Origin of the sequence: Haloarcula laminariae, from assembly GCF_025457605.1 — an archaeon.
GTDB lineage: Archaea > Halobacteriota > Halobacteria > Halobacteriales > Haloarculaceae > Haloarcula > Haloarcula laminariae.
Window position 1 is genome coordinate 895719 of record NZ_JAMZFY010000002.1, and the last position, 14228, is coordinate 909946.

The 14228-nt window shown below is 64.0% G+C and carries 10 protein-coding genes; 5 read left to right on the forward strand and 5 right to left on the reverse strand.

All coding sequences use genetic code 11. The features are described 5' to 3' along the window. Positions 1–261 precede the first annotated feature (261 nt). Positions 262–1182, forward strand: a complete 921-nt coding sequence (locus NJQ98_RS16305) for a hypothetical protein (RefSeq protein WP_262180595.1) — start codon at positions 262–264, stop codon at positions 1180–1182. Between the two features lie 605 nt (positions 1183–1787). Here the strand turns inward: NJQ98_RS16305 and NJQ98_RS16310 are convergent. From NJQ98_RS16310 to NJQ98_RS16330, 5 genes are all read right to left on the reverse strand, one after another. Beyond that, entirely contained in the window at positions 1788–4331 is a 2544-nt protein-coding gene (locus NJQ98_RS16310; RefSeq protein ID WP_262180597.1) for an extracellular solute-binding protein, read from the reverse strand. A 166-nt stretch (positions 4332–4497) separates the two neighbouring features. Then, a complete protein-coding gene (locus NJQ98_RS16315) occupies positions 4498–6735 on the reverse strand; it encodes an amino acid permease (RefSeq protein ID WP_262180599.1) in 2238 nt (745 codons plus the stop codon). Continuing rightward, positions 6728–7168 carry a universal stress protein gene (locus NJQ98_RS16320; protein ID WP_262180601.1) on the reverse strand — a complete coding sequence of 147 codons (441 nt, stop codon included), beginning with the start codon at positions 7166–7168 and terminating at the stop codon, positions 6728–6730. Before NJQ98_RS16320 ends, NJQ98_RS16315 begins: the two co-directional genes overlap by 8 nt. Positions 7169–7226: 58 nt before the next feature. After that, positions 7227–8915 carry a potassium transporter TrkG gene (locus NJQ98_RS16325; RefSeq protein ID WP_262180603.1) on the reverse strand — a complete coding sequence of 563 codons (1689 nt, stop codon included), beginning with the start codon at positions 8913–8915 and terminating at the stop codon, positions 7227–7229. A 1-nt stretch (position 8916) separates the two neighbouring features. After that, a complete protein-coding gene (locus NJQ98_RS16330; protein WP_262181017.1) occupies positions 8917–9600 on the reverse strand; it encodes a potassium channel family protein in 684 nt (227 codons plus the stop codon). 131 nt (positions 9601–9731) lie between these two features. Between NJQ98_RS16330 and trkA the strand changes: the two genes are divergently transcribed. The 4 genes from trkA (at position 9732) to phoU (NJQ98_RS16350) (ending at position 14167) form a co-directional block, all read left to right on the forward strand. Continuing rightward, positions 9732–11063 carry a Trk system potassium transporter TrkA gene (gene trkA, locus NJQ98_RS16335; RefSeq protein WP_262180605.1) on the forward strand — a complete coding sequence of 444 codons (1332 nt, stop codon included), beginning with the start codon at positions 9732–9734 and terminating at the stop codon, positions 11061–11063. 63 nt (positions 11064–11126) lie between these two features. Next, the gene (locus NJQ98_RS16340) at positions 11127–12665 is read left to right on the forward strand and encodes a TrkH family potassium uptake protein (protein ID WP_262180607.1); all 1539 of its coding nucleotides are present in this window, start codon (positions 11127–11129) and stop codon (positions 12663–12665) included. 48 nt (positions 12666–12713) lie between these two features. Further along, positions 12714–13379, forward strand: coding sequence for a phosphate signaling complex protein PhoU (gene phoU / locus NJQ98_RS16345; RefSeq protein ID WP_262180609.1), 666 nt, complete (start codon positions 12714–12716; stop codon positions 13377–13379). 107 nt (positions 13380–13486) lie between these two features. Further along, positions 13487–14167, forward strand: coding sequence for a phosphate signaling complex protein PhoU (phoU, locus tag NJQ98_RS16350; protein ID WP_262180610.1), 681 nt, complete (start codon positions 13487–13489; stop codon positions 14165–14167). The last annotated feature ends 61 nt before the right edge of the window (positions 14168–14228 follow it).

The following is a 14228-nucleotide window of genomic DNA, read 5'->3' on the forward strand; positions in this document are numbered from 1 at the left end:
TTAAGATGTAGCGGAACCAGTCAGATAAGCACCCTTTCTGAGAAAGGATTCTATGCCCAAAATCCCCTCAATGGCTTGCTAGCGGTTTTCTACTCGGACTCTCTCATTAGTTGAATTTTTCCTCTCCTCCATTCATGGTTTTTGAGAAGAACACGACACTCAATTTTCCCTGGTAGCTAACTGTGGTTCTGTTTTCATTTCGACTTTTCATTTTGTAAGTAAGCCGCAAGAGTTACTCCCGTTTGACCTGCATTCGTTGTCATGCCCAACTTCGCCGATTTTGAAGATGAAGGAGTAGATTGGATTACCATTCTTGAAGAGGATTATTATCCCGATTACTTGGAGGATGCAGTTGAGCGTCATGAGGAAGACCTCCGAAAATTTAAACAGATTGTACATAAGGTAGATTCGTCCGCTAAAATTCTAACATATATTAATAGCAACTGGAAGACGACAGGAGATGAAGGCAAGGAGAGAAGACAACTTCTCCGAATTTTCCGCAGATACGTCTTGCCTGTCGCATCTGTCGAAATGACCTCAGTCAAAAGTAATCATGATATGGTAGTAAATGACTTTGCTGAATTCATTAGGCCGATAGACGAGGTAAGGGAAGTATTGAACGGTCGAGAGTTCCCTGACGAGGCTCTGGCAGGTATTCTAGACCAGCACGATGACCGTGGTGAGAAAGGCTATTGGGTGGAAGACAAAATATTTGAATGGTTTGAAACCAACTTTGGGGACGAATTCAACATCGAGGGTCCAAGAGGGGCGGGCTCGGATATTTACCTGAATGAAGAATTCAGTGGGTACGAGCACGAAACGCCTGCAGATTTTATTGTATACGGGCCCACGGACGAACCCGAAATAATTGGCTTTGCACGGTATGACTCAGATAGAGGCGGAGGACAGGAGGACGACAGAACAGGTGGAAATGATGATAAGGTTCAGAAAATAACGGAGTACAGTAAGGAACACGACTATGATATAAAAATACTGTTTATAGCTGAGGGTCCAGGTCTTCTTCTCGGTGATATGTGGCAGAGTAATGCAAGAACTGAACAGAAAGCGCAGAATGTCAAGGTTTGCACTCTTAAAATGATGGACGAGCGTATCTCTGAGGATTGGGTTACTTCGGACCCGATTTCTGAATCAAGCGGACCAATTATTCAAGGTGAAAAATAGTAGAGGTTACTGAAAAAGTGACAATGGATAGAAATTCGGCTTTCTAGGCCAGCACAGAGCCAGAATATATTGCCTCTATATTACTAATGTAGTAATACTTGCGTAACATGCGCCAGATGTTCGGCTGACCCGGCGGCCCGCTTTTTCGTCTTTCGGCGTGTAGCGGCTGCACCGTTCGGCCGCGACACGCGGGCGTCTCTTCACTGGAGACGGTAGCTGGCGATGCTGTCGCTCTCACAGGTCGGGCACCGCGTCGCTGTCGCTGGGACAGTAGTACCACAGCGGCGACACTCGTGGACCGTCTCGGACGGGGACAGACAGTGTCGAAATATCTCAAGCATGTGTTTCGGAACAGCCAGTGTTGAGCGCGACCGGTGTCTGGTCGCCGTCCATGGGCCGTTGCCTGTCGGTCGGTGAGACGCGAAGCGGTGACATGACGGACGATAGCCTATCCGTGTGCCGGCTCCGTTAGTAAACGGCACCTTCCGGGTAGCCGGCTGGAGAGAAGCCGTCGCGCGGCGCGTTTCACCAGGTGATAACTGACGTATCGCGGCCTGAAAACGGGGGACGGCGCCGGGTGGAGTCGTTGAAACTGGACGTGGGGCTCAGCTCTCGGCTTCCCAGCTGAACAGCTCAGCCTCGACCTCGTTGTTCAGCGCCCGCAGGCTGTCGCCGACGTCCTCGCCGACGGGCATCTCCGCGCGGGCCCGCTCGATGATACCGCGGACTTCCGGGAACGGTCCCATCTGTGCGCCGTTGGTCGCGGGCGTGTCCGAAGAGTCCTGGAACTGGTCGAACGCGGTGGCGAAGTGCGGGTTCTCGTCGAACCATCCCTCGCTGCGAAGCAGGTCGGCGGCGCCGTCACAGACCGGGAAGTAGCCGGTCTCGCGATGCCAGCGGGCCTGCTGTTCGGGCTGGAGGAGCCACGCGAGGAACTCGCCGACGGCCTGTTCGACCGACGGGTCGAGGTTGTCGCCGATCCACAGCGAGGCCCCGCCGACGAGGACGCCGTTGCGGTCGTCCAGCACGGGGAGGTAGCCTGTCTTCAGGTCGAACTCGGCGCCCGACTCGATGGAGCCCAGCGACGACGTCGAGCCGATGAGCATGGCGGCTCGCCCGTCGTGGAAGGTCTTCTTGGCCGTCCCGCGGGCCTTGATACCGGTGTTGTGATAGAGCCCGTCGGCCTCCATGTCGGTCCACCACTGGAAGAGCTCGTGGGCGAAGTCGCTATCGAGGTAAGCCTGGTCGGGGACGCCGCTGCGGCCGTTGTCCTCGTTGACGAGCTCCTGGCCGGCTTCGGCGAACCACTGTTCGACGAACCAGGAGTAGTTCGCGAAGGTGATGCCGTAGTCGACGACGCCCGCGTCGACGAGCTGTTGGCTGGCCTCGCGGACCTCCGCGAAGGTCTCGGGCGGGTTCTCCGGGTTCAGCCCGGCGGCCTCGAAGGCGTCCCTGTTGATACACAGCACGGGGTTCGAGGAGTTGAACGGCACCGATTGTAGCTCCCCGTCGACGGTGTAGTAGTCCGAGACGGAGTCGGTCAGTGACGCTTTCGCCGACTCCGGGATGATGCGTTCGGCGGGCTTGAACGCCCCCGACAGCCGGGCCTTCATGCTCCCTATCTCGTTTATCTGGGCGATGGCCGGCATCTCGTCGGTTCCGGACGACGCCAGACTCTCGTCTAAGACCCCGTCGTAGCTGCCCAGCGAGGAGAGCCGGAAGTGGACGGAGCCGTGTTCCTCCTCGAACTCGCGTGCGAAATCGTGCAAGAGCAGGGACTTCGCGCCGCCCATCGCGTGCCAGAAGTCGACGACGGTGTCGCCTTTCGACATCGTGTGTTTCTGCCGCTCGCCGGTCGTGAACTGCGCGGCCGTCGAGCCCAGCTCCTCGGCCCGCTGGGACATCACGCCGACCTCCTGGGTGACGTCCGTGAGCGAGTCGGCCTGGCTCTCGGCCGCCTCGGCCACCGTCTCGGCCTCCGTGGTGGTCTCCTCGCTGACGGCGCTGACCTCGTCGACCATCGAGACGACCGACTGCGTGGTCTGGGCCTGCTGGTCGACCGCGTCGTCTATCTCCTTGATGGAGGTGTTGACCTGCTCGATCATGTGTACCACGTCGTCGAGCCCGTCGATGGTCGAGTCGACCGCGCTGCCGGCCTGGGAGACGACCTCCTGGGTCTCGTACATGTTCTCGACGGTGGTCTCGGTCTGCTCTCGCACCTCGGAGACGGTCGAGCTTATCTCGTCGGTCGCTTCCTTGGTCTCGTTGGCGAGGTCCTTGACCTCGTTTGCGACGACGGCAAAGCCCGAGCCCGCTTCGCCCGCCCGCGCCGCCTCGATGTTGGCGTTCAGCGCGAGCATGTTCGTGTCGTCGGCCACGTCGTTGATGAACTCGGTAATCTCCTCGATGTCGCCCATCAGATTCGAGAGCTGTTCGACCTGCTGGACCATCTCCTCGGTCTTTGCCTCCATCGCTTCGAGGTCCTCGATGGCCTTGGTCGCGGCCTCCTGTGCGTTGTCGCCGCTCTCGACGGAGTCCTCGGCGGTGTTTGCCACCTCGGTCGCCGAGGCCGCAACCTCCTCGATGGTCGCGGAGATAGAGCGCATCTCGTCGCCGACCTGCTGGAGGTGTTCGTTTTGCTCGTGGGCCCCGTCGGCGATTTCGCTGATGGACTGGCTCACCTGTTCGCTTTCCCGCTCGACGTTCTCGACCTCCGACTCGACGTCGGAGGTGGACTCGTCGACCGACGTGCTGACCTCCTTGACCTGCTTCAACATCGTGTTCCACTCGTCGAGCATCCGGTTGTAGCTGGAGACAAAATCGACGACGGAGTCGACGTTGGAGTCGATGTCGGCCCGGCGTGTCAGATCGCCCGAGGCGTTGGCGTTGACGACGCCCTGTAGCTCGGCGAGGGACCCTTCGAGGTCGTAGAGGCGATGTTGCTGGTCCTCGACGGTGTCTTCGAGCTCATCGACGCGGTCGCGGGCCTGGTCGCGCTCGTTTCGCACCTCCCGGAACTTCGCACGCAGCTCGCTGTCCGACAGCGACTCGACGTCGACGCTATCGTCGGGCTCCGCCTCCGACTCGACTACACCGCCGTCGGGAGCCGCGTCGGCCCCTGCGCTCTCGTCACTGCGGTTATCGCTCATACCGGTATATCTCTAATGTGCGTATTAAGGCTCGCGTTCGCATTTCACGGATTAATAATCGGACGCGACACATGCTGGAGAAACCCCTGAATCGTGAGGCTTCGACCTCGGGGCGAGCCCGTCCCGTTTGACTCTCCCTCGAAGGCAACGCGGTCGGCCCGAGGCCTTAGAACAACCGTTCGAGCAGTCCGCGGTCGCGGTGTTTCTCGGCCAGCAGCACCGAACACTCCACGTCGTCGACGACGTCCAGGACGAGCGAGTCCGAGACGAGCCGCCGAAGCAGACCCTCCTCGGTCGCGCCGATGATGAGCAGCGTCGCGTCCGCGGCGGCGTCCTCGATGGCGGTCTCCACGTCGCCGGACTCCACGAGCAGTTCGGCGTCGCCGAGCCCGTTGTCGGCGGCCCATTCTTCGAGGAAGGCTTGACCGGTCGCTCGGTCGTCGGCGACGTTGAGCAGCGTTATTTCCGAGCCGTACTCGGCCTGGAGCAGTTTCGCAATCGATGCCGACAGCTCCGAATCGGGACCGCCGGCGGTCGGCAGCAGTATCTTCGAGGGGTCGAGGTCGCGGTCCCGGAGTACGAGGAAGTCACAGGGAACCGCTTCGGTGAGCTCGTCTATGGCCGACTCCGCCCGGCCGGGCGAGCCGTGTGCGTCGGGCCCCCACCCCATCACGACCTGGTCCGCGTCGTGGGTGCGGGCGGCGTCGAAGATGGCCTCGTAGGACTTGTGGGAGATGATGGTGTGGGTCTCGACGTCGACGCCGAACGTCTCGGCGTCCTCGCGGGCGCTCGCCAGCAGGCGTTCGGAGCTCGCGTCGATTTCGCCGGTCTTCTCGGCCGCTCCGGCCAGGGCCGTCTGGTCGGGCACCGTGACGATATGGGTCGCGACGACCGTCCCGCCGCGCTGCTTGGCGATGGCGCTGGCGAGCGTGATGAGTTGCTGCTCGTTTTCCGGATTGGCCAGGGGGACCATCACGCGGTACTGTCCGCCGTCGGGCTGTACGCCGGCGGCCGCGCTGACGGCGGCGTCGGGCAGCTCCTCGGAGCGAGAGAGGACGTGTTTCGAGAGGATGCCCTGCTTTTCGGTTCGGGTGCGGGCGTAGAGCCCGTACCACAGTATCGCCGCGGCGGCGATACCGAAGGAGAGCAAGAGCGCGTCACCCGCGACGAACACGAGCAGGGCAAAGGAGAGGACGACGCCAAGAATCGGCATGAGCGGGTAGAGCGGCACGACGAAATCGGGGGTGTACTCCTCCGGGTTCACATAGCGCATCACGAGCAAGGCGAGGTTCAGCAGGCCGTAGATGATGAGGTGGAGCCCCGAGGCCGCGCCCGAGAGCAGCGTCAGGTCGCCGATAACGATGAAAAGGAGGATGAGCCCGCCGGTGATACCGATGGCCCGGTAGGGCGTCCCGAACCGGGGATGGATTTCGTTGAGCGCCGGCGCTACGATCCGGTCCCGCCCCATCGCGAAGTTGATGCGGGAGGACGCGAGGATGGAGGCGTTCGCGCTGGAGGCAGTGGCGAGCAGGCCGCCAAACAGCAGCGCCCCGCCCATCGCGGCCCCCTGGAGGTACTGGCCGACCTCGACGACGGCGATGGGGTTCTCGGCGTCGGAGGTGATGACGTCGGCGATAAAGCCCTGCGGGACGGCCGCGCTCATGATGACGAGCACCAGCGCGTAGATGACCGTCACGATGACGACGCTGCCGATGACCGCCCGCGGGAGGTTCTTGCCGGGGTCCTTTATCTCCTCGGCGACGCTCGTAATCTGGACGAAGCCGAGATAGGAGACGAAGATGAGCCCCGTCGTCTCCAGTGTCGTGATGACGCCGCGGGCCTCGGGGAGGTTCCCCGGCTCGGCCCGCAGCGTTCCCAGAAAGGTAAATACCGCCAGAATCGCCACCAGCAGGACGACGATGATATTCTGTAGCCGCCCGGTCTCTTTCGCGCCCACGTAGTTGATGAGAACGAAGAAGGCGCCCCCGACCAGTGCGATTATTTTCACGACGGTTATCGAGACGGGCCCGAGCCCGACCGACCCCGAGAGCCCGAAGATACGGGCGATGTAGCGCCCAAAGCCGACCATGTAGAAGGCGCTGGCGAAGGCGAGTCCGAGCCAGTTGGCCCAGCCGGCGACCGAGCCAAAGAGCGGGCCCAGCGCGTGGTTGACGTAGTAGTACGCCCCGCCAGAGCGGGGCATCGCGGTCCCGAGCTCGCTGGCCGACAGCGCGGTGAACATCGCGATGACGCCGCCGAGCACGAACGCAACCGCCGCCATCGAGCCGGCGTTGAGGATGGCCTCCCCGGGCAGGACGAAGATGCCAGCCCCGATCATCGTCCCGACGCCGATGGTCAGGGCCGCGAGCGGACCGAGGTCCTTCGCGAGGTCCTCCTCACTCATCGGTGTCCTCGTGGGGGAGCGCGATTACGGGGATGTCGGCGTTCGTGACCAGCTTCAGGGAGAGGTCGCCCGAGAGGAACTGCATCAGCCGGCCGCCGCCGCGCGAGCGGTAGGCGATGGCGCTGGCCTCGACTTCTTCGGCGGCCTCGAATATCTCGGCCGCGACGTCGCGCCCGTACGCGGTGTGGTCGTCGGCGTCGGGGAACACCGACCGGACGGCGGCGTAAGACGCCTCGGCCAGCTCTTCGGACTGCTTGACCGGCGTCTTGTCGGGAACGCCAGCCCCTTTTTCGACGACGTGCAGCGCTGTCACGCGCGCCGGCTCGTACGGTTCGAGCGCCGTGGCCGTGGCCTGGGCGTCGTCTTCGTTGGCGACCGGGAGGAGGACGTGCGCCAGAAGGTTGCGGTTCCCGTCTCTGGGGCCACTGTTCATACTGTGGCCTTCGGGTACTATCTGTTAAGCGTGTATGTCTCGATTCCGGCCGCCGGCGTTACGGGTTCAGCCCGTACACCGCCGACCGGACGAACACGAGCACCGGGATGATTTCCAGCCGACCGATCCACATGTTGAACAGGAACATCGTCTCCGCCACCGGGTGCATCGACGGGCCGGTGATACCCGTCGACAGGCCGACGTTGCCCTGGGCGCTGGCGACCTCGAAGAGGGCGTCGGCGTAGCCGAAGTCGGGCCCGGCGAGGTTGACGAGCACGAGGCTGGTGACGCCGAGGAACAGCACCCACAGCAAGGTCACGATAGCGGCCTCGCTGAACTCGTGTTCCATCTCCTCGCGGTCGAGTATCCGGCCGTCGATGCGCGCGGTGACGACCGCGTTCTTCGGGAGGAACACCCGGGAGAACTGCCAGATGATACCGCGGACGACGGTGTACCCCCGGATTATCTTGATTCCGCCGACCGTCGACCCGGCTGCCCCGCCCAGCGTCATCGCACCGACGAGCATCACCTTGCCACCGGCGACCCAGCGGCCGATGGGCGCCGACTGGAACCCGGTACAGGACAGCGCCGACACCCATTGGAAGACGGAATCGCGAACCGCGTCGAACTGCCCGCCGCTGACCAGCGGCACCGAGACGGGGAGAACGGACTCCGCGGCGAAGGCGTCGGCCGTTGCCGAGACCGTCAGCGCGTTCTGCAGCGAGAGGACGACGACCCCCGCTCCGAGCAGCAAGAACAGCCAGCGCGTCTGGAGGTCGGTGACCAGTTCACGCCACTGCCGGTCGTGAAGCACCAGGTAGTGGACGGGGAAGGCGACGGCGCCCAGTATCATGATAGGCAACAGGACGAGCTCGACCAGCGGCGAATCGTACGTCGCGATGGAGTTGTCCGTAACGGAGAACCCGCCCGTGGTGAGCCCGGTCATCGCGTGGTTGAGCGCCTGCCAGGCGGCCTCCCACAGCGGGAGCGTGCTCCCGTAGTCGCTGGCGGTAATCGCCCAGAAGAGGAGGAGGAAGGCAAACAGGGTGTAGCCGACGACGAGCTTCCAGACCGTCCGCACCGTGGAGACGATGCTCGGGTGTATCTTCTCCTCGCGGGCCTCGCTCCGGTAGAGCGCGTAGCTCCCGCTCCCGGGCCGTGCGAGAATCGAGACCGTCAGGACGATGACGCCGACGCCGCCGACCCACTGGATGAACGAGCGCCACCACTGGACGGCGCGGGGCAGGGAGGGCTCGTGAATGGCCATGGTCAGCCCGCTGCCGGTCCAGCCGCTCATGCTCTCGAAGAGGGCGTGCAGCGGGTTCCGGAAGTACGCGAGACTCGACACCGTCGTCGTCCCGCCGACGCTGATTGGCTCCCAAGCGCTCGTGTCCGTGCCGGCCGGGACGAACGTCGCCATCACCTCCGGCGGCGTGAACCACGCCGTCAGGAAAAACGGGAGCCCCCCGAAGACCGCCACCATGAACCAGCCGCCCGCGGCGATGACCATCCCGTGTTTCAGCCCCGGAACCGGAGCGTCGGCAAAGCGGTGGTTCGCCAGCCCGCCGACGCCCGCGGTGAGCCCGCCGGCCGTGATGAACCCGAACGCGGCGTGGAACTCCCGGAACCCCAGCGCTATCACCGCGGTGATGACCATCAGCCCCGCCTCCATCAACAGGAGCGAGCCGATGTCGCGGGCGATTATTCGGAGGTCCGTCCGAGACGCCCAGTCGGTCCGTCGGGTCATCTCAGTTGCGGTCCTCGGTGTGGCCGAACACGTCCGTCACCTCGGGCGTCGCTCCCGTCGCGGAGTAGACGGTAAGCAAGTCGTCGGCTTCGATACGCGTGCCCCCTCGCGGCGTTATCGGCTCGTCAGTCCCCTCCCGCTCGATGGCGACGATGAGTACGTCCGGACCAAGGAGGTCGCTTGCAGTGGCTTCCTGGAGCGTCTTGCCCGCTATCGGTGCCGACTGCTTGACCGTTATCTCGAACACCTCGGCCTGTTCGCCGATACGCATGAAGTCGACGATAGACGGGCGCTTGACGGCTCGGTAGAGGTACTCCGCGATGAGCCGCTGTGGGTTCTGCATCGTGTTCACGCCGATCTGAGCGAACAGCCCCATGTGTTCGGGGTTGTGGACCACCGAGACCACCTCGGGCACGTCGAGTTCCTGGGCCAGCAGACAGACCATGATGTTGGTCGCGTCCTGGTCGGTCGTCGAGATGAGCGCGTCGGCCCGGTCAGCGCCGGCGTCCGCGAGGGTCTCCTTCGACGTCGCGTCGTCGTTGATGACCAGACAGTCGAACGCCCGCGACGCCTGCTCGGCCTTGGCCGTGTCCCGCTCGATGACGACGACCTCGTTGCCCCCGGCCGTCGCTATCTCGATGAGCGGCGTACCGATGTCACCAGCCCCAACGATGACGATGTACATTCGTCCCATCGTTCCGAACCGACCAATGAAAGAGTACCGCTCTCCGCGGCTCCGAGCCCGTCCGGCAGATGGAAATACACTTGTCCGGTCCGACGGAACGGGTCAGACATGAATACGGCAGAGGGTCCCCGATGTACGTCGTAATCGTCGGTGCCGGGGAAGTCGGGTCGGCCATCGCCGAGAGCCTCGCGGGGAATCACGACGTCGCCGTCATCGACATCGACGGCGACCGCGTGGAGCAGCTGATGTACGACGCCGACGTGCTGGGCATCGAGGGGGACGGGGCGGACCTCGACACCCTCAGGGAGGCGAACATCGGCCAGGCCGACATCGTCATCGCCAGCACGGACGACGACGAGACGAACATCGTCACCTGCGGGACGACGATGACCGTCACGGACGCCTTCAGCATCTCGCGGGTCAAGAGCGCGAAGTTCCTCCGGACCTGGCAACAGTCAGAGCGGGCCTTCGGCGTCGACCACATGGTCGCGACGAACCTGCTGACCGCCGAGTCCATCGCCCGCGTGGTCGGGCTGCCGGCGGCACAGGACGTCGAGACCTTCGCCGACGGCGCGGTCCAGATGGCGGAGTTCGAGATTGCCGAATCGAGCCCGGTCGCCAACCTGACCGTCGAGGAGGCCGACCAGTACGAGTCGCTCACCTTCGCGGCCGTCCTCCGGGAGGACAGCGTCGTCATCCCCGACGGCGATACGGTGCTGGAGCCCGGGGACGACGTGGTCGTCATCGGGAGTCCCGAGAGCGTCCAGACCTTCTCACACGAACTCGAACCCGACAGCGACGGTGCACGCAACATCCTCATCGTCGGCGGGAGCGACGTCGGCTATCACACCGCTCGACTGCTCCAGAACCGGGGACTGAAACCCCGACTCGTCGAACGCGACCCCGAGCGGGCCCGGGAAATCGCCGAGGAGCTCAGCGGGACCACCGTCCTGGAGAGCGACGCGACCGACCGGGAGTTCCTTGAACGGGAGCACATCGAGGACGTCGACATCGTCATCACGGCCCTGGAAAACGACGAGAAGAACCTGCTTGCCGGACTGCTCGCCAAGCGTCTGGGGGCGGAGCGCGCCGTCGCCGTCGTCGACGCGGGAGAGTACGTCCCGCTGTTCGAGGCCGTCGGCGTCGACGTGGCCGTCAACCCGCGCGAAGCGACCGCCGAGGAGATAACCCGCTTCACCCGCGAGCAACACGCCGAGAACGTCGCCATCATCGAGTCCGACCGCGCCGAGGTCATGGAAATCGAGATAGACGCGGAGAGCGTCCTCGTCGACCGTCCCATCCGCGAGTCGGTCGCCGACCTCCCCGACGGCGTGGTCATCGGCGCCATCACCCGCGACGGCGGGCGTATCATCCCCCGCGGTGACACGGTCATCGAGCTCGGGGACCACGTCGTCGTGTTCGTCGACGTGACGGACCTGGACGAGGCTACCGCCAAACTCTGAACCGAGAACGGGAAGTTTTTCGCAGTCGCGCCTGGAGTGTCCGCCAATGGACGGTGTTCGGTGATGTCGGTCCGCGTCGACTGGCGCCAGAGCGTCGCGTTTACCGGCACGATAATCAAGTACCTCGCCGTCGCGATGCTGATTCCGCTGGCCACCGCCGTCATCTACGGCGAGGGCGTCCCGACGTTTCTCGCCTCTATCGCCATCACGGTCGCAGTCGGCGTCGCGCTGGAGCGCCTCGACGACGACCACCAGCTCGGCACCCGCGAAGCGCTGTTGCTCGTGGCGCTGTCGTGGGGTGCCGTCGCCGTCATCGGTGCGGTCCCGTACGTCATCGCGGGCTACGGCACCGAGTCGACCCTTCGCCATCCGATAAACGCCCTCTTCGAGTCGATGTCCGGGTTTACGACGACCGGGGCCACTGTCACCGGGGAGATATCCTTCCAGCGCCACTCCCACGCGCTGTTGATATGGCGCCAGCTCACTCAGTGGCTGGGCGGGATGGGTATCATCGTCCTGATGGTCGCTATCCTCCCGGAGGCCGCGGTCAACGGGGCCCAGCTCATCGACTCGGAGGCGCCCGGGCCGGAACTCCAGAAGCTGACGCCGAAAATCGCCGAGACGGCGCGGCTGCTCTGGCTGTTCTATCTCGGTTTCACGGTTCTGTACGCCGTTCTGTTGGTGGGACTCCACTACGCGGGGCTGGCCCCGGAGATGAACCTCTACAACGCTATCGCCCACGCCTTCACGACCCTGCCGACCGGCGGGTTCTCACCGCAGGCCCAGAGTATCGCCTACTTCTCCCCGGCCGTCCAGTGGCTCGTCATCCCGTTCATGCTCATCGCCGGGATGAACTTCGCCCTGTTCTATTTCCTGTTGCAGGACGACTACGCGGCCTTCCTCAAGGACCGCGAGCTTCAGGCGTATCTCGGTGCCAACGCCGGGATGGCGCTCATCCTCTGGGGCTTTCTCTTTACCGGCTCGGCACCGCCGCTCGGCGACCTCGGCGGCGTCACGCAGGGCGCCGTCGAAAACGCGCTGCGTCAGGCGACGTTCCAGGTCGCGTCGCTGCTCAACTCCACCGGTTACGCGACGAGTGACTTCGCCCAGTGGGACACGACGTCGCAGGCGCTGCTGGTGTTTGCGATGTTCATCGGCGGCTCGGCCGGGTCCACGGGCGGCGGGGTGAAGGTCGTCCGCTGGCTGGTCGTCCTGAAGTCCATCCGCCGGCAACTGTTCACCACTGCCCACCCCAGCGCCGTCAAACCGGTCCGGCTGGGCGGGCACGTCATCGACGAGGACGTCATCGGCGCCATCTACGGGTTCACGCTGCTGTACCTGCTCACCTTCGGGGTGGCGACCATGCTTCTCATGCTCGATGCGAGCCGCGTCGGCCTGGAGATGACGCTGCTCGAAGCGCTCAGTGCGAGCCTGGCGACCATCGGGAACATCGGTCCCGGCTTCGGATTCCTCGGGCCGTTCGGGAGCTACGTCGAGTTCCCGACGACGAGCAAGCTCCTGATGATATTCCTGATGTGGATCGGCCGTCTGGAGATAATCCCGGTCTTCGTGATGTTCACCGGGGCGTTCTGGAACGAGTAACGACCCCACCGGTACGCCTATACACCGTCTCTCCCACACTGCAGATACATGTCGCGTGACACGTTCGAAGCGAGACTCGACGCCCTTCAGGCCGACGTCTGCGAGATGGGCCGCGACGTGACTGACCGGCTCGACCGCGTCGTCGTCGCCTACGAACAACGCGACCCCGCGGCGGGTCGGGCCGTCGCCGCGACCGACGACGAGATAAACGAGCGCTATCTCGCCCTCGAATCGGAGTGTATCGACCTGCTCGCGCTTCGACAGCCGGTCGCGTCGGACCTCCGGCTCGTCGTCGCCTCGTTCAAGATACTCACCGACCTCGAACGCGTCGGCGACCTGGCGACCAACCTCGGCGGCTACGTCGACGCGATGGCCGGCGACGCGGTCCCGTCGGTGCCAATCACCGACATCGGCGAGATGGCGCTGGCCCAGCTGGAGGGGGCCCTCGACGCCTACGAGTCGGGCGACCCGGAGCGCTGTCGCGACGTCGCCGCCGCCGACACCGACCTCGACCAGCGCTGTGGCGCCGCCGCGGACGACCTCGTGCGTTCGCTGGTGAACCGCCCGCCCGACGACGACGTGGCCGCGACGCTCGCCGACACCAAGCGGTATCTGCTGACCGTTCGGGACCTCGAACGCGTCGGCGACCACGCCGTCAACATCGCCGCCCGCACGCTGTACATGGTCGAAAACGACGCCGCGCTCATCTACTGAACCGGTTCGCCGCAGGACACCGCCCCTGAACGGCTGTGGCCGCCAGAACGACGGCGGGTATTGAGAAAAGGGAAAGGCTGATACGGCCGGCCCGGGGAGTCCCGACAATGGCACGCGAATCGTATCAGGACCTCCTGGAGTCCCTCCGCGAGGACGTTCTCTACATGTCCGAACTCGTCTTGGACCGACTCCGCCTGGGTCTCTCCGCGCTCGAACAGAAAGACGAGGAGCTCGCCTGGGAGGTCATCGAGGGCGACGACGAGATAAACCAGCTCTATCTCGACCTCGAACAGGACTGCATCGACCTGCTCGCGCTCCAGCAGCCGGTCGCGTCGGACCTGCGCTTTATCGCCGCCTCGTTCAAGATTATCACCGACCTCGAACGAATCGGTGACCTGGCGACGAACCTCGGAGAGTACTCCCTGGAGGCCGAACGCGACGTCTTCCCGGAGGTCGACATCCAGGACATCGCGGAGGTCGTCATCGAGATGGTCGAAGACTCGATGGCCGCTTATGACGGTGAGGACCCGGAGCTGTGTCACGCTATCAGCGAGACCGACGACGTGGTCGACGACCGCTGCGAGGCGGCCTCGGAGGCCGTGGTCCGTGACCTCATCGAACGGGAGATAGACGCCGACTCCAGCGGCGAGGAGATAGAGCAGCTGATGACTGATGTTTCCAGGCTCCTGCTGACGATTCGGGACATCGAGCGCGTCGGCGACCACGCCGTCAACATCGCCGCACGCACGCTGTACATGGCCGAGAACGACGCCGAACTCATCTACTAAACCCCCTCGAACACTGTCGCCGCGCCACGGGGGCGTGTCAGCGCGCGCCGACTGCTGTCGT